Annotated in this window: 16 protein-coding genes and 3 tRNA genes; 7 read left to right on the forward strand and 12 right to left on the reverse strand. The window is 70.4% G+C overall.

The genetic code is table 11. The annotated features are described in order from the left end of the window. Nucleotides 1-13: 13 nt before the first annotated feature. From rplK to ACZ4Z5_RS19875, 4 genes are all read right to left on the reverse strand, one after another. Nucleotides 14-448: a 50S ribosomal protein L11 gene (gene rplK, locus ACZ4Z5_RS19860; protein ID WP_468264469.1), complete on the reverse strand. Its 435-nt coding sequence runs from the start codon at nucleotides 446-448 to the stop codon at nucleotides 14-16. Nucleotides 449-614: 166 nt separating this feature from the next. Beyond that, nucleotides 615-1,457, reverse strand: coding sequence for a transcription termination/antitermination protein NusG (gene nusG, locus ACZ4Z5_RS19865; RefSeq protein WP_468264471.1), 843 nt, complete (start codon nucleotides 1,455-1,457; stop codon nucleotides 615-617). A gap of 74 nt (nucleotides 1,458-1,531) precedes the next feature. Further along, nucleotides 1,532-1,816 (reverse strand): preprotein translocase subunit SecE, encoded by a 285-nt coding sequence (gene secE / locus ACZ4Z5_RS19870; protein ID WP_468264473.1) that lies wholly within the window; start codon nucleotides 1,814-1,816, stop codon nucleotides 1,532-1,534. Nucleotides 1,817-1,922: 106 nt separating this feature from the next. Continuing rightward, nucleotides 1,923-1,995 (reverse strand) — tRNA-Trp (locus ACZ4Z5_RS19875). A gap of 226 nt (nucleotides 1,996-2,221) precedes the next feature. On the opposite strand from ACZ4Z5_RS19875, the gene ACZ4Z5_RS19880 reads away from it, so the two are divergent. Then, nucleotides 2,222-3,448, forward strand: coding sequence for a pyridoxal phosphate-dependent aminotransferase (locus tag ACZ4Z5_RS19880; protein ID WP_468264475.1), 1,227 nt, complete (start codon nucleotides 2,222-2,224; stop codon nucleotides 3,446-3,448). A 151-nt stretch (nucleotides 3,449-3,599) separates the two neighbouring features. Beyond that, the gene (locus tag ACZ4Z5_RS19885) at nucleotides 3,600-4,631 is read left to right on the forward strand and encodes an adenosine deaminase (protein WP_468264477.1); all 1,032 of its coding nucleotides are present in this window, start codon (nucleotides 3,600-3,602) and stop codon (nucleotides 4,629-4,631) included. Here ACZ4Z5_RS19885 and ACZ4Z5_RS19890 read toward each other — a convergent pair. Next, nucleotides 4,579-5,298 (reverse strand): hypothetical protein, encoded by a 720-nt coding sequence (locus ACZ4Z5_RS19890; protein WP_468264479.1) that lies wholly within the window; start codon nucleotides 5,296-5,298, stop codon nucleotides 4,579-4,581. The two genes, ACZ4Z5_RS19885 and ACZ4Z5_RS19890, sit on opposite strands and share 53 nt — an antisense overlap. Nucleotides 5,299-5,317: 19 nt before the next feature. Then, nucleotides 5,318-5,944, reverse strand: coding sequence for a TetR/AcrR family transcriptional regulator (locus tag ACZ4Z5_RS19895; protein WP_468264481.1), 627 nt, complete (start codon nucleotides 5,942-5,944; stop codon nucleotides 5,318-5,320). A gap of 108 nt (nucleotides 5,945-6,052) precedes the next feature. Here ACZ4Z5_RS19895 and ACZ4Z5_RS19900 point away from each other — a divergent pair, with 108 nt between their 5' ends. Further along, a complete protein-coding gene (locus tag ACZ4Z5_RS19900; RefSeq protein ID WP_468264483.1) occupies nucleotides 6,053-6,691 on the forward strand; it encodes an NAD(P)-dependent oxidoreductase in 639 nt (212 codons plus the stop codon). Nucleotides 6,692-6,708: 17 nt separating this feature from the next. Here the strand turns inward: ACZ4Z5_RS19900 and ACZ4Z5_RS19905 are convergent, their stop codons facing one another. From ACZ4Z5_RS19905 to ACZ4Z5_RS19930, 6 genes are all read right to left on the reverse strand, one after another. Beyond that, a complete protein-coding gene (locus ACZ4Z5_RS19905) occupies nucleotides 6,709-7,764 on the reverse strand; it encodes a UDP-N-acetylmuramate dehydrogenase (protein ID WP_468264485.1) in 1,056 nt (351 codons plus the stop codon). Between the two features lie 161 nt (nucleotides 7,765-7,925). Further along, entirely contained in the window at nucleotides 7,926-8,354 is a 429-nt protein-coding gene (locus ACZ4Z5_RS19910; RefSeq protein ID WP_468264487.1) for a MaoC family dehydratase, read from the reverse strand. Beyond that, complete coding sequence (locus tag ACZ4Z5_RS19915) at nucleotides 8,351-8,809, reverse strand: FAS1-like dehydratase domain-containing protein (RefSeq protein ID WP_468264489.1); 459 nt, start codon at nucleotides 8,807-8,809, stop codon at nucleotides 8,351-8,353. Before ACZ4Z5_RS19915 ends, ACZ4Z5_RS19910 begins: the two co-directional genes overlap by 4 nt. Before the next feature lie 136 nt (nucleotides 8,810-8,945). Then, nucleotides 8,946-9,110 (reverse strand): 50S ribosomal protein L33, encoded by a 165-nt coding sequence (rpmG, locus tag ACZ4Z5_RS19920; protein WP_003948671.1) that lies wholly within the window; start codon nucleotides 9,108-9,110, stop codon nucleotides 8,946-8,948. A gap of 88 nt (nucleotides 9,111-9,198) precedes the next feature. Further along, nucleotides 9,199-9,271, reverse strand: a tRNA-Met gene (locus ACZ4Z5_RS19925). A 49-nt stretch (nucleotides 9,272-9,320) separates the two neighbouring features. Beyond that, nucleotides 9,321-9,393: transfer RNA gene (locus tag ACZ4Z5_RS19930), tRNA-Thr, on the reverse strand. 339 nt (nucleotides 9,394-9,732) lie between these two features. Between ACZ4Z5_RS19930 and ACZ4Z5_RS19935 the strand changes: the two genes are divergently transcribed. From ACZ4Z5_RS19935 to ACZ4Z5_RS19950, 4 genes are all read left to right on the forward strand, one after another. Next, the gene (locus tag ACZ4Z5_RS19935; RefSeq protein WP_468264491.1) at nucleotides 9,733-10,974 is read left to right on the forward strand and encodes an amidohydrolase family protein; all 1,242 of its coding nucleotides are present in this window, start codon (nucleotides 9,733-9,735) and stop codon (nucleotides 10,972-10,974) included. 92 nt (nucleotides 10,975-11,066) lie between these two features. Next, entirely contained in the window at nucleotides 11,067-11,723 is a 657-nt protein-coding gene (locus ACZ4Z5_RS19940; protein ID WP_468264493.1) for an NAD(P)H-binding protein, read from the forward strand. A 268-nt stretch (nucleotides 11,724-11,991) separates the two neighbouring features. Continuing rightward, the gene (locus tag ACZ4Z5_RS19945; protein WP_468264495.1) at nucleotides 11,992-12,930 is read left to right on the forward strand and encodes an FG-GAP-like repeat-containing protein; all 939 of its coding nucleotides are present in this window, start codon (nucleotides 11,992-11,994) and stop codon (nucleotides 12,928-12,930) included. A gap of 573 nt (nucleotides 12,931-13,503) precedes the next feature. Continuing rightward, the gene (locus tag ACZ4Z5_RS19950) at nucleotides 13,504-14,448 is read left to right on the forward strand and encodes an FG-GAP repeat domain-containing protein (RefSeq protein WP_468264497.1); all 945 of its coding nucleotides are present in this window, start codon (nucleotides 13,504-13,506) and stop codon (nucleotides 14,446-14,448) included. The last annotated feature ends 224 nt before the right edge of the window (nucleotides 14,449-14,672 follow it).

The raw sequence follows: 14,672 nt of genomic DNA on the forward strand, positions 1-14,672 counted from the left end.
GTTACGGGGGCTGTCAGCCCTCGACCGTGATGCCCATGGAACGAGCGGTGCCGGCGATGATCTTCTCGGCGGCGTCCAGGTCGTTCGCGTTCAGGTCCGGCATCTTGGTCGTGGCGATCTCGCGGACCTGGTCACGCGTGAGCTTCGCGACCTTGGTCTTGTGCGGCTCGCTGGAGCCCTTCTCCACGCCCGCGGCCTTGAGGATCATGCGCGACGCCGGCGGAGTCTTGGTGATGAAGGTGAAGGAACGGTCCTCGTAGACCGTGATCTCCACCGGGATGACCCAACCGCGCTGCGACTCGGTCGCGGCGTTGTAGGCCTTGCAGAACTCCATGATGTTGACGCCGTGCTGACCCAGCGCGGGGCCGACCGGCGGAGCCGGGTTGGCGGCGCCGGCCTGGATCTGGAGCTTGATAAGCCCCGTGACCTTCTTCTTCTTGGGAGGCATTGCTCTCTCCGGGTCCTAGTGAGAGTTTTCCGCCCACATCCGGGTCATCCGGATGGAGGCATACCGCACCACGATAACGGGTACCACTGTGCGGCCAAAAACCGAGCAGGTCAGGCGGCTGTGAAAGCCCGCCCGACCTGTTCGGAGGATCGTGTTCCAGAAAGAGTCAGTTCTTCTGGATCTGGTCGAAGCTCAGCTCGACCGGGGTCTCGCGGCCGAAGATCTCGACGAGGCCCTTGACCTTCTTCGAGTCGGCGTTGATCTCGTTGATCGTGGCCTGGAGGGTCGCGAACGGACCGTCCGTGACGGTGACCGAGTCGCCCACCTCGAAGTCCAGCACCTGGACCTCGAGCTTGCGGGCCGGAGCCGGCTTGCCCTCGGCCTCGGCGGCCTCACGGGCGGCCTTCGCCTCGGCCTCGGGGGCGAGCATCTTGACGATCTCGTCCAGGGTCAGCGGGTACGGGTCGTAGGCGTTGCCCACGAAGCCGGTGACGCCGGGCGTGTTGCGGACGACGCCCCACGACTCGTTCGTCAGGTCCATGCGGACCAGCACATAGCCGGGGAGCTTGTTCTGCTTGACGTTCTTCCGCTCGCCGTTCTTGATCTGGACGATCTCTTCCTCGGGCACCTCGGCCTGGTAGATGAAGTCCTCGACGTTCAGCGAGACGGCACGCTGCTCCAGGTTCGCCTTCACGCGCTTCTCGTAGCCCGCGTAGGTGTGGATCACGTACCACTCGCCCGGGAGGCCCCGCAGCTCCTGGCGCAGCGCCTCGATCGGGTCGACGGGAGCGGCCTCGGCCGGCTCCTCCTCGGACTCCACGGCCTCTTCGGCAGCCTCGGCCTCGACGGTCGGGGCGTCCTCGTCCTCGGCGTGGACCGCGGCCTCTTCGGCGGACTCGCCGGCGTCAGCAGCTTCGGCCTGGTCCTCGTCGGCCGCCTCCACGATGTCGAGCTCGTCCTCGGCGGACTCGACCGACTCGCCGGCGTCGTTCAGGTTCGGGTCAGACACGGTGGCTGCTTCTTCCTGGATACAGATGGGTGGAACATGCGAAAGCGGGCGCCGGAGAGGCGCCCTTCGCGGGATCAGCCGAAGACGTACTTGACGGCTTCCTGGAAACCGTAGTCGATCACGGTCACGAAAGCGATCATGATGACGACGAAGACGATGACGACGCTCGTGTAGGTCGTCAGCTGGCTACGCGTAGGCCAGACGACCTTGCGGAGCTCTGCGATGATCTGTCGGTAGAAGAGCGCGAGACGGCCCAGCGGGCCCTTCTTCCCACGCTTGCCGCCCTTGCGCGACTTCTTCGACTCTGCTGCCTCGTCCTGGGCATCAGGCATGTCGATGGAGCCCACGGCGTCCGTCACGTTTCTCACCTGATTCCGGGTCGTGGCCGTGCCGCGCCCGGTGGAGCCGCACGGCGGTGCAATGCAGTACGTACATGCGCACACATCCTGGCGAAGGTGTGTGTAGCAGGGCCGGAGGGACTTGAACCCCCAACCGCTGGTTTTGGAGACCAGTGCTCTACCAATTGAGCTACGACCCTTTGTGGTTCCCCCAACCTACCGCATCCGACCGAGTGCTCCGAGTGCACGAGGCGGAGTGGCTGCTGAGGGCCAACGAGGAGTGAGTGTACGTGGTCAGAGGGCATGGCGTCGAACAGATACCGCCGGAAGCGCTTCCGGGGCCCCGGCCCGCGGCTCCGGAACGGAGGTGTCCGGTCTTCGGAACCCATGTACCGGGGGCCCACCGGGTCTGGGACGATGGCTCGTATGAGCGCTGCCACTCCTGCGTCCGAGCGGCGGGTCTCCGCCCGCATCGGCGCGATCTCCGAGTCCGCGACCCTCGCCGTCGACGCCAAGGCCAAGGCCCTGAAGGCCGCCGGGCGTCCCGTGATCGGCTTCGGTGCGGGTGAGCCCGACTTCCCGACGCCCGACTACATCGTCGAGGCCGCCGTCGAAGCCTGCCGCACCCCGAAGTACCACCGCTACACGCCCGCCGGCGGCCTTCCCGAGCTCAAGGCCGCCATCGCCGCGAAGACGCTGCGGGACTCCGGCTACGAGGTCGACCCCGCCGAGATCCTGGTGACGAACGGCGGCAAGCAGGCCATCTACGAGGCCTTCGCCGCGATCCTGGACCCGGGTGACGAGGTCATCGTCCCGGCCCCGTACTGGACCACCTACCCCGAGTCGATCCGGCTGGCGGGCGGCGTCCCCGTCGAGGTCGTCGCCGACGAGACCACCGGCTACCGCGTCTCGGTCGAGCAGCTGGAGGCCGCACGCACCGAGCGGACCAAGGTCGTCCTGTTCGTGTCCCCCTCCAACCCGACCGGCGCCGTCTACAGCCGTGCCGACGCCGAGGCGATCGGCCGCTGGGCCCACGAGCACGGCCTGTGGGTGCTGACCGACGAGATCTACGAGCACCTCGTCTACGGCGACGCCGAGTTCACCTCGCTGCCGGCCCTGGTGCCCGAGCTGCGCGACAAGTGCATCGTGGTCAACGGCGTGGCGAAGACCTACGCCATGACCGGCTGGCGGGTCGGGTGGGTCATCGGCCCCAAGGACGTCGTGAAGGCCGCGACCAACCTCCAGTCGCACGCCACCTCCAACGTGTCCAACGTGGCGCAGGTCGCCGCCCTCGCGGCCGTGTCCGGCGACCTCGACGCGGTCGCCGAGATGCGCGCCGCGTTCGACCGCCGGCGCCGCACCATCGTGCGCATGCTGAACGAGATCGACGGCGTGGTCTGCCCGGAGCCGGAGGGCGCGTTCTACGCGTACCCGTCGGTGAAGGGTCTGCTCGGCAAGGAGATCCGCGGCAAGCGCCCCGCCACCTCGGTCGAGCTGGCCGCGCTGATCCTTGACGAGGTCGAGGTCGCGGTCGTCCCCGGCGAGGCCTTCGGCACGCCCGGCTACCTGCGACTGTCCTACGCACTGGGCGACGAGGACCTGGTCGAGGGTGTCTCCCGCATGCAGAAGCTGCTCGCGGAGGCGCGCGACTAGCTAGGCGTCGCGCTCAGGCACCGCCTGCCGGATCCGGCAGGCGAGCGGACGGGCTCCCGGCTTCGGCCGGGGGCCCGTCACTGCGTTCGGGCAAGAACCCGATCGGGGAAAGGGGCTGCCCCGCGGCGGACTCGTGCGGCAGGATCCCTCAATGGAGCAAGTACGAGACGTCCGCCTGTTGCCGAAGGCCCACCTGCACCTGCACTTCACCGGTTCGATGCGGCCCACCACACTGCTGGAGCTCGCCGACAAGCACGGGGTGCACCTGCCCGACGCGCTGACCGGCGGCGAACCCCCCAAGCTGCGGGCCACCGACGAACGCGGCTGGTTCCGGTTCCAGCGGCTGTACGACATGGCGCGCTCCTGTCTCCGTGACGCCGACGACATCCGGCGGCTGGTGCGCGAGGCCGCCGCGGAGGATCTCGCGGACGGCTCCGGCTGGCTGGAGATCCAGGTCGACCCGACCTCGTACGCGCCCCGGCTCGGCGGGCTGATCCCCGCCCTGGAGATCATCCTGGACGCCGTGGAGACCGCCTCCCGGGACACCGGCCTCGGTATGCGGGTCCTCGTCGCGGCGAACCGCATGAAGCACCCGCTGGACGCCCGTACGCTCGCCCGGCTCGCGGTCCGGTACGCCGACCGGGGAGTCGTCGGCTTCGGCCTCTCCAACGACGAGCGGCGCGGCATGGCGCGCGACTTCGACCGGGCCTTCGCGATCGCCCGGGAGGCCGGGCTGCTGGCCGCCCCGCACGGAGGGGAGCTCACCGGCCCGTCGAGCGTCCGCGACTGCCTGGACGATCTGCACGCGGCGCGGATCGGCCACGGCGTACGGGCCGCGGAGGACCCCCGGCTGCTGCGCAGACTGGCCGAACGCGGCGTGACCTGCGAGGTCTGCCCCTCCTCGAACGTGGCACTCGGCGTCTACGAGAAGCCCGAGGACGTCCCGCTGCGCACGCTGTGGGACGCGGGCGTTCCGATGGCCCTCGGCGCGGACGACCCGCTGCTCTTCGGCTCCCGGCTGGCCGACCAGTACGAACTGGCGCGCCGGCACCACGGCTTCACCGACGAGGAGCTCGCCGAACTGGCCCGCCAGTCGGTCCGTGCCTCGGTCGCGCCGGACGAGGTGAAGGTCAAGCTGCTCGACGGGGTCGACGACTGGCTGAGGTCCGCCCCGGCCGCCTGAAGTGCGGATACGGCGGGAAGCCCTGGAAGAGGACGGCGATCTCCGGCCGGCGCCGCCAGTCGTCGTCGGGCCACAGCAGCCCGTCCAGGCCCGCGACGAGCGCCCGGTGGCCCTTGACGGCGTCCTTCTGCCAGGGGCCCTTGCACGCCGCGTACTCGAACTCCTTCGACGCGGAGGCGAACACGTCCCGGCTGCCGACGAGGAAGAGCGTGTCCGCCCGCACGTCGGCGAGCAACCAGTCGCGCATGTCCCTGTGGTGGTCGCGCTCCTTCCACGCGGCGGCGTGGAAGGAGGTGCGGCGTTCGTCGGTGCGCACGGTGAGCGGCGTGCCGGCGCCGCCGCCGAGCCGCGCCCTCAGGGCCGGCCACTCGGACCTGCGCAGTCCCAGGGAGTGGTGGACCAGCACCAGGTCGACGTAGTGGAGCGGGAACAGCAGGTCGTCGTCCACGTCCTTCTTCAGCGGCACGTGGACGATCGTGTGCCGGGAGTATGCGGCGAAGGAGAACAGGGCGGCCAGCCGGGACAGCCCGTCGTGGTCGCCGATGAAGTTCCCCCATTCCACGAACGGGTCCGAGAGCGTGGTGTGGCGCAGCGGCGTCCAGGGCTGCACCACGCGGTACTCCCTGGGTCCGATACGCGGCTGGAAGCGGCGCAGCCTCAGCTGCATACAGGTCCTGTCATGCCGGTCAGCGTGACGGCTCCGGAGAATCCCCGGCAACGGAATTACCGCCGATGCCGCTCAGGACCGTACGGGCGAGGGCGGGCGCGAAGGTGTCCAGCGGCGGTACCGGCAGGCCGTCGGGGAAGGCCTGCAGGAACGCGCGCTGCATGCAGGCGCCCATGAGCAGGGCGGCGGCGGCTTCGGGGTCGGCGCGGGGCGCGATCCGGCCGGCGTCCTGCTCGGCGCGCAGGTACGCGGCGAGCGCTTCGAGCGGCCGGTGCGGGCCGGAACCCAGGTCGCGCACCCCCTCCGCGTGGCGGCGCAGCAGGGTGGGCTCCGCGAAGAGCGACGCACCGATGGGCACGGTGGACTCGTAGAAGAGCGCGGCGCTGCGGACGACCTCGACGAGGTTCTCCTCGACGCCGCGGGCCGTGGGGTCCTCGGCCAGCCCGGCGAGCAGCGGGCCGAGCCTGGGGAGGCGTTCCTCCAGCACGTGGAGGAAGAGGTCCTCCTTGCTCGCGAAGTGCTTGTAGAGCGCGGCCTCCGAGCATTCCGCCGCTTTCGCGATCTCCTTGGTGGTCGCGCGGGCGAGTCCGACGGTCCGCATGAGCTGTACCGCCGCGTCGAGGATGCGGGTCCGAGCGGGTTGCATCACTGCCCCTTTCAGGCCTGGCATTCGTTCGGGTCTTGACGAGTGGGTGAGTGCTTACCCACCCTAGAGGTGAGTAAGCACTCACCCACTACTCTTCGGGGGTTCATCATGAGACTGACCGTCTTCGGGGCGACCGGCGGCATCGGCCGGGAGATCGTCCGGCAGGCAGTCGCCGCCGGTCACGAGGTCACCGCCGTGGTCCGCGACCCCGCACGCCTGGACGTACCCCTCACCGGGGTCCACGTCCACATCGCGCCCCGGCTCGACGACCCCGAACCTCTGCGCGAGGCCGTCACCGGGCGGGACGCCGTGCTGTCGGGACTGGGCGCCCGCACCCGCAAGGACGCCGGAACGGCGACGAAGATCACCCGCCCCGTGCTGCGCGCCATGGAGGCGGAGGGCGTGCGGCGCTTCCTCGCCGTCAGCGCCTCACCGCTGGGCCCCGTCCCGGACGGTGAACCGTTCCTGAACCGGAGGATCGTCACCCCGCTGGTCGGAGCCGTCTACCGGGACGTCTACGCGGACCTCGCCGCCATGGAGGACGCCGTCAGGGCGAGCGCCACGGACTGGACCGTCGTCCGTCCGCCCCGGCTCCTCGACCGCCCGGTGTCCGGGGTCTACCGGACCGTCGTCGGCGGGAATCCGCGGGGCGCGACGGGAATCGGCCGCGCGGACGTGGCCCACGCGATGCTCGCGCTGCTCGACGACCCCGCGGCGGTGAAGCAGGCGGTGGGGGTCGCGTACTGACCCCCGTGGGACACCCGCTAGATCGTGACGCCGACCGTCACCGGCTCGTTGACGAGGGTCACACCGAAGGCGTCCCGGACCCCGGCGACGACCTCGCGGGCCAGTGCGAGCAGGTCCTCGGTCGTCGCCTCGCCCCGGTTCGTCAGGGCGAGCGTGTGCTTGGTGGAGATGCGCGCCGGGCCTGTGCCGTAGCCCTTGGTGAATCCCGCCTTGTCGATCAGCCAGGCGGCGGACGTCTTGGTGCGGCCGTCCCCCGCCGGGTACGCGGGGGGCGTGGCGCCGTCGCCGAGCCGGTCGTGCACGCGGGCGACGAAGGTCTCGTACTCGGCCGCGGTCAGGATGGGGTTGGTGAAGAACGAGCCGGCCGACCAGGTGTCGTGGTCCTCGGGGTCCAGCACCATGCCCTTGCCGGCGCGCAGCTTCAGCACGGTCTCGCGGGCGAGGGCGGCGTCGACCCGGTCCCCCGCCTCGACACCCAGGGCGCGGGCCGTCTCCGCGTACTTGACGGGCGCGGACAGCCCGCCCGCGTCCTCCAGCTCGAAGCGGACCCGCAGCACGACGAACCGGTCGGGGAACTGCTTGAACCTGCTGTGCCGGTACGAGAATTCACACTCGGCGTTGGCGAGGGTCACCGTCTCGCCGCTGCGGCGGTCGTACGCCACCACCTCGGTGATGGTGCTGGAGACCTCCTGGCCGTACGCGCCCACGTTCTGGATGGGCGTGGCACCCGCCGAGCCCGGGATGCCCGCCAGACACTCGATGCCGGCCAGGCCCGCCTCGACGGTCCGCGTCACGGCGTCGCTCCAGACCTCCCCGGCGGCGAGCTCCAGACGCGTCCCGTCGAGGGCGAAGCCCTTCGTGGCGATCCGCAGCGCGGTGCCGTCGAAGCCCTTGTCCCCGATGACGAGGTTGCTGCCGCCGCCGATCACGAGCAACGGCGCACCGGCGGCGTCCGCCTCACGGACGGCGGCGATCACCTCGTCGTCGGTAGTGGCCGTCACGAGCCGGTTCGCGGGCCCGCCGAGCCGGAAGGTGGTCAGGGGGGCGAGGGGGGCGTCATGGAGTTCCTGCACGGGCCCAGAGTATCGGGGCCCGTGCAGGCGCCCCGGGGTGCGGGGCGGTACGCGGGAAGGACGTGAGGCTCGCCACACGGCCGCACGGCCATCGGGGGGCGGGCTGTCCCCTCCACGGCCGGCCCGCCGGAGGGACTCTCCGGCGTGCTTCTCCGGCAGCCTCAGGCGAGACGGACCACCGCGCGGGACATGCCGAGGACCTTCTGCCCGTCGGCGACCGCGGTCAGGTCGACCCGTACCAGGTTGTCGTCGAGCTTCGCCCCGATCTTGGCGCCGACCTCGATCAGGGCGCCGGTCTCGTCGTTGGGCACGACCACCGGCTTGGTGAAACGGACCCCGTACTCCACGACCGCGCCCGGGTCGCCGGCCCAGTCCGTCACGACGCGGATCGCCTCGGCCATGGTGAACATGCCGTGCGCGATCACGTCCGGCAGCCCGACCTCCTTGGCGAACTTCTCGTTCCAGTGGATGGGGTTGAAGTCCCCGGAGGCACCGGCGTACCGGACGAGCGTGGCGCGCGTCACCGGGAAGGACTGCGCGGGCAGTTCGGTGCCGACCTCGACCTCGTCGTAGGCGATCCTCGCGGTCATCGGCCCTCCTCCTCGGCCGCCCGGGCGACCAGCTTCGTCCACGCCGTCACGACGTGCTCGCCGGACTCGTCGTGCACCTCACCGCGGATGTCCAGGATGTCGTTGCCCGCAAGGGACTTGATCGCCTCGATGGTCGAGGTCACCGAGAGGCGATCGCCCGCGCGCACCGGCCGCGTGTAGGCGAACTTCTGGTCACCGTGCACCACCCGGCTGTAGTCCAGGCCGAGCTGCGGGTCCTCGACGACCTGGCCCGCGGCCCGGAACGTGATCGCGAACACGAACGTCGGCGGAGCGATCACATCGGAGTGGCCCAGCGCCTTGGCCGCGTCGGGGTCGGTGTACACGGGATTCGTGTCCCCCACCGCCGTCGCGAACTCGCGGATCTTCTCCCGGCCGACCTCGTACGGCGCCGTGGGCGGATAGGTCCGCCCCACGAAAGACTGGTCGAGCGCCATGGCCTTCCTCCTGCTGACTGTGCTGACTGAGCTGACCGTTCCGTATGGCGAAAGGATCCGACTGCCGAATCCGTATTCCGGAACAAACGACACGAGGCCGCCCCCGATCGGGGGCGGCCTCGTATACGAGCCTGATTTATCGCGTCTCGCGGTGCGCGGTGTGCGCGTTGCAGCGAGGGCAGTGCTTCTTCATCTCAAGACGGTCCGGGTTGTTACGCCGGTTCTTCTTGGTGATGTAGTTCCGCTCCTTGCACTCCACGCAGGCCAGCGTGATCTTCGGGCGGACGTCGGTGGCAGCCACGTGAGTGCTCCTTGACGGACGGATGGACGGATGAACGCAAGAAAGAGTAGCCGATCGAAGGACCGACCCCACAATCGGCTACTGTGTGTAGCGGTGACCGGACTTGAACCGGTGACACAGCGATTATGAGCCGCTTGCTCTACCGACTGAGCTACACCGCTTTGATGCCATAGATCCCCTCACCCGAAGGTGAGGATCACCTGACACCAGAGCCCCAATACGGAATCGAACCGTAGACCTTCTCCTTACCATGGAGACGCTCTGCCGACTGAGCTATTGGGGCGAGCGATGAAGACATTACACGGTCCGCGGCCGTTCACCCAAATCCGTATCCGGGGGCGGCGACCGAGTCGCCGTCGCGCCGGGACGACGCCCTCTCCGCACCTCGTACCGTGCCCCGCCACCCTCCTGCCGGCAGCCGCCCGTCCCGCTCGCGGCACGCCTTCGGGCCGTCATCCCACCCGCCCCGTACGCCACTCGTGGCCACTCCGGTACGACTATTGCGCTCCTACTCGATGCCGGGACGGCCCGCCCCTAGGCTCGACTCACGCTGCGTGATCTTGTGCCCACGAACAACCGGACGGCACACCGAACACGCACCCCGAGCACCATCAGGAGCGCGATGCCCGACAGCCGGCCTCAGCCTTCCGACGGCGCCACCGCCGACACCACCACCCTGCTGCTTCACGGTGCCCGGCTCACCGACGGACGCACGGTGGACGTCCGGCTGAGCGGCGGACGCATCGAGGCCGTGGGCACCGCCGGCAGTCTCACCGCACCGTCAGCCCGGGTCGACCTGACCGGGTTCCTGCTCCTCCCCGCCCCCGCCGAACCGCACGCCCACGGCGACACGGCCCTCACCGCCGACACCCCGGGGCCCCTGTCGTACGTCACGGAGGACGTCCAGCGGCGCGCCACCGAGGCCGCGCTGCTCCAGCTCGGCCACGGCTCGACCGCCCTGCGCTCGCACGTCCGCATCGACGACGTCCAGGGGCTCGACGCCCTGGAGGCCGTACTGCAGACCCGTCGTTCGATGCGCGGGCTCGCCGACCTCACCGCCGTGGCCGTCCCCCGGCTCCTCACCGGCGTCGCCGGCGCCGACGGGCTGGCCATGCTGCGGGACGCGGTGAAGATGGGCGCCGGTGTCGTCGGCGGCTGCCCCGACCTCGACCCCGACCCCGCCGGATACGTCGAGGCCGTACTGGAGGTCGCCGCCGAGCACGGCTGTCCCGTCGATCTGCACACCGACGGCGCCGACCCGGCCCGGCTCGCCCGGCTGGCGGCGATGACGGGCGGGCTGCGGCCCGGAGTCGCCATCGGCCCGTGCGCGGGCCTGTCCCGGCTGCCGGAGGGAGCCGCCGCCCGCGCCGCCGACCAGCTCGCCGCCGCCGGGGTCACCGTGGTGTGCCTGCCCCAGGGCGACTGCCCGGGCGTCGAGCAGCGCGGCGCCGGCCACGCCCCCGTCCGGCTGCTGCGCGCGGCCGGCGTCCGGGTCGCGGCGGGCAGCGGAGCCCTGCGGGACGCAGGCAACCCGGTCGGCCGAGGGGATCCCCTGGAGGCCGCGTATCTGCTGGCGTCCCAGGGCGGGCTGCGCGCCGAGGAGGCGTACGCCGCCGTGTCGACCGCCGCACGGGAGGCCATGGGCCTGCCGGAGGTCCGGGTGGAGGCGGGGTTCCCGGCGGAGCTGCTGGCGGTCCGCGGCGAACGGCTCACGGGGGTGCTGTCCCTCGCGTACAGCAGGGTGGTGATCCACCGCGGCCGGGTGGTGGCCCGCACGAGCGCGGTCCGCGAGTACTGCGACTCGGCCGCGGCGGTCGCCCTGGACCTGCCCCGTCAGGGCAGGCCGGAGCAGCCCGGAGCCTGAGCGGCCGCAGGCCCCGGCCCTGCCCGGGCATCCGGGAACCGTGCGGGGACGACCGTCCTGCGCCGCGCGCGTCCGGGCCTTACGGTCGAGGCATGCGCACTGTCATCGCCGGAGGACACGGAAAGATCGCGCTGCGGCTGGAACGGCTGCTGGCGGCGCGCGGGGACGAAGCGGTAGGGATCATCCGCAAACCGGAACAGGCCGGTGATCTCCGGCAGGCGGGCGCGGAGCCGGCCGTGCTGGACCTGGAGTCGGCGTCCGTGTCGGAGGTGGCCGACGTGCTGCGGGGCGCGGACGCCGCGGTCTTCGCGGCGGGAGCCGGGCCGGGCAGCGGAACGGCCCGCAAGGACACCGTGGACCGCGCGGCCGCCGTGCTGTTCGCGGACGCGGCGGTCCTGGCCGGCGTCCGGCGCTTCCTGGTCGTCTCCTCCATGGGGGCGGACCCCGGCCACCCGGGCGACGAGGTCTTCGACGTGTATCTGCGCGCGAAGGGCGCGGCCGACGCGTATGTGCACTCGCTCACCGAGCTGGACTGGACGATCCTGCGCCCTGGCATGCTCACCGACGACCCGGGCACCGGCCTCGTCCGGCTCGAGGCCTCGACGGGCCGCGGCCCCGTCCCCCGCGACGACGTGGCGACCGTCCTCGCGGAGCTCGTCGACACCCCCGCGACGGCCGGACTCACGCTCGAACTGATCTCGGGTCAGGTGCCGGTGGCCGTGGCGGTCAAGGACGTTGCGGGGAATTGAGGCATTTCGGAACATTGAGGGTCGGCGTCACCCCGCTGCGTTTGTTGCACAGCAGTAACGAACGCCCGTGCGATGGGCGGGCTACCCGGTTGTAGCATCAACGCACTGAGTGGGGGCACATGTTCGACGGGTCCACCATGGCGCGAGTGCGCCGTCAAGCCGCGCCGCCATAGGTCAGACCCTCGCGCTTCTCCTCGCTCGGGCTCTTACTGCTCGGCCGGTGCACACTTCCGTGTGCGTCGCGCCGTTGGATCACATGGAGATCTGAGTGACGTCCATTTCCCAGAAGGTCCGCAAGGCCCTTCCCGCGGCGCTCGCCGCCGTCACCCTCGGCAGCGCGGCCCTCATGGCCGCCCCGGCCGCCCAGGCCGCCGAGGCACCCACGCCCGCCGAGGCCGTGAAGCAGCTGAAGGCCGACACGAAGGCCGCCCCGTCCCGGTTCACGGCCACGACCGCGGAGCCGAGCTTCGACGGCGACAACATGGCGGACCTGTTCGTCCGCGTGAAGAACAGCGGTCAGGCCTACGTCTACTCCTCGAAGGGCACCACCTTCGGCGCCCGCGAGGACCTGGGCAACTTCTGGGACGTCTTCAACGTCGTCCGCCAGTCCGGCGACCTCGACAAGGACGGCGTCCCGGACCTCATCCTCCGCGGCATCGACGGTGCCCTCTACACGACCGCCGCCGGGCACCCCGGCGACGGCACCATCGGCACCGGCTGGGGCGGCTTCAAGAACATCACCACCACGGGTGACGTCACCGGCGACGGCAACATCGACCTGAACGCCTCCGACGCGTCCGGCAACTTCTACCTGTGGAAGGGCAACGGCAACGGCACCTTCACCGGTAAGACCAAGGTCGGTTCCGGCTGGGGCGGCTACACCGTGATCGGCCACGGCGACTACAGCGGCGACGGCAAGCCGGACCTCATGGCCCGCGACCCGGAGGCCCGCCTGTGGATGTACATGGGCACCGGCAACAGCACCACGCCGTTCAAGGCCCGGGTCCAGGTCGGCACCGGCTGGAACTTCACCGCCTACGCCTCGACCGGCGACATGACGGGTGACGGCAAGTCCGACTTCATCGTCCGGGCGTCCGACGGCACGCTGTACGGCTACCCGAGCCGCGGCTCGTCGACCCAGCCGTTCAGCCTCTCCAGCCGCTACAAGATCGGCACCGGCTGGAACAGCTTCGACCTCTTCGGCTGAGCCTGCCTCCGGCCTAACGGAACGGCCCCGACCTCGTCCCCGGACGCGGTCGGGGCCGTTCCCGTTCCCGGCTCCCGGCTCCCGGCTCCCGGCTCCCGGCTCCCGGCTCCCGGCTCCCGGCTCCCGGCTCCCGGCCGACGCCTGCTCGTTCCGCCTCGCGCCAAACGCCCCGTGGCTGAAACCAGTTGTCCCGGATGACCGCCGTCCGCCCCGACGGCCGTTCCGGAAGCCGCGGTTGGCGGTGCCCCAGGGCCTACCGCGCCTGTCGGCCCCTGCACAAGTGGACTGCGACCAAAGCCATATGACGACTTCCGGAACGAACAGCCGTGGCTGGCAACCGCATTCGTTCCCCTGCCGTCAACACAGATGTCACCGGAGGTTGGTGATACCGAGTGACACACAAAGATCCCGGGATATACCATTCACAACCTGAGGTGGGGGGACCTTTTCACGTATGGGGTGTGCCTGCGATTCGACTCGCGGCATCTGACCAGCCCCGTTCTCTTTCCTCGATTCTTGCTGCTCAGTCGCGCGCAATCGTGCGTCCCGGCTGTTGGAACACAGGAGATCTGAGTGACGTCCATTTCCCGGAGGATCCGCAAGGGCCTTCCCGCGGCGCTGGCCGCAATCACCCTCGGCAGCGCCGCCCTCGCGGCCGCGCCGGCCGCCGTGGCCGCCGAGACCCCCAAGACCGGTGCGGCCGCGAACGCCGCACAGCACGCCGCCAAGGCCAAGGCGGCCCAGGGTCCCTCGCGCTTCGCCGGCGCCGCCGACGAGATCACCCTCGACGGCAACAACAAGGCGGACCTGATGGTCCGCAACAAGGACACCTTCCTCGGCTACGCGTACTACTCGCAGGGCACCTCGTTCGGCGCGCCGGAGTTCATCGACGGCTACAAGGGGATCAACGTCATCCTTCAGGCCGACGTCGACGGCGACCGTGAGATCGACCTCCTGTTCCGTGACGAGGCCGGCGGCATGGCCGTGACGACCAGCCACAACGGGAGCAGCGCCGATCTCGGCTCCGGCTGGGGCGGCTACAAGAACATCACCATCACCGGTGACGTCACGGGCGACGGCAAGCCCGACCTGAACGCCACCGACACGGCCGGCGTCTTCTGGATGTGGAAGGGCAACGGCAACGGCACCTTCGGCGCCAAGACCAAGGTCGGCTCCGGCTGGGGCAGCTACACCTCCATGGGCCACGGCGACTACAGCGGCGACGGCAAGCCCGACATCCTGTCCCGTGACCCGCAGGCCCGCCTGTGGATGTACATCGGCACGGGCAACGCCACCACCCCGTTCAAGGCCCGCGTCCAGGTCGGTACCGGCTGGAACTTCACCGCCTATGTCTCCACCGGCGACATGAACGGCGACGGCAAGTCCGACTTCCTCGTCCGGGACAAGAGCGGCACGCTGTACGGCTACCCGGGCCGCGGCTCCGCCACCGAGCCGTTCAAGCTCTCCAGCCGCTTCAAGATCGGCACAGGCTGGAACAGCTTCGACATCTTCGGCTGAGGCCGGGCCACGCGGTTCGCAGCGGAACGCCCCGATCGCTCTCGCGCGGCCGGGGCGTTCCCTCGTCTTCGTCTCGTAACGGACGTCACACCCGCGTAATCCCCCGCGCCGGGCGTACGGCTCGCTTGTACCATCAACTAGCCAAGGTGGGGGGAACACACTTTCTTGCCGTCAGTCGGGCATGCGCGCGCACCGTTTCGCGCTGCGACTCCGTCGGCCGTCCC

The organism is Streptomyces sp. NPDC030222 (assembly GCF_055573115.1).

What these genes read in the sequence shown, in the direction of transcription:
- ACZ4Z5_RS19940 (WP_468264493.1), top strand. Translation starts at nt 11,067, where the DNA reads ATGCGCACTGTCATCGCCGGAGGACACGGAAAGATCGCGCTGCGGCTG.
- ACZ4Z5_RS19910 (WP_468264487.1), bottom strand. Translation starts at nt 8,354, where the DNA reads ATGACCGCGAGGATCGCCTACGACGAGGTCGAGGTCGGCACCGAACTG.
- ACZ4Z5_RS19935 (WP_468264491.1), top strand. Translation starts at nt 9,733, where the DNA reads ATGCCCGACAGCCGGCCTCAGCCTTCCGACGGCGCCACCGCCGACACC.
- ACZ4Z5_RS19895 (WP_468264481.1), bottom strand. Translation starts at nt 5,944, where the DNA reads ATGCAACCCGCTCGGACCCGCATCCTCGACGCGGCGGTACAGCTCATG.
- ACZ4Z5_RS19885 (WP_468264477.1), top strand. Translation starts at nt 3,600, where the DNA reads ATGGAGCAAGTACGAGACGTCCGCCTGTTGCCGAAGGCCCACCTGCAC.
- rplK (WP_468264469.1), bottom strand. Translation starts at nt 448, where the DNA reads ATGCCTCCCAAGAAGAAGAAGGTCACGGGGCTTATCAAGCTCCAGATC.
- ACZ4Z5_RS19890 (WP_468264479.1), bottom strand. Translation starts at nt 5,298, where the DNA reads ATGCAGCTGAGGCTGCGCCGCTTCCAGCCGCGTATCGGACCCAGGGAG.
- ACZ4Z5_RS19880 (WP_468264475.1), top strand. Translation starts at nt 2,222, where the DNA reads ATGAGCGCTGCCACTCCTGCGTCCGAGCGGCGGGTCTCCGCCCGCATC.
- ACZ4Z5_RS19900 (WP_468264483.1), top strand. Translation starts at nt 6,053, where the DNA reads ATGAGACTGACCGTCTTCGGGGCGACCGGCGGCATCGGCCGGGAGATC.
- ACZ4Z5_RS19915 (WP_468264489.1), bottom strand. Translation starts at nt 8,809, where the DNA reads ATGGCGCTCGACCAGTCTTTCGTGGGGCGGACCTATCCGCCCACGGCG.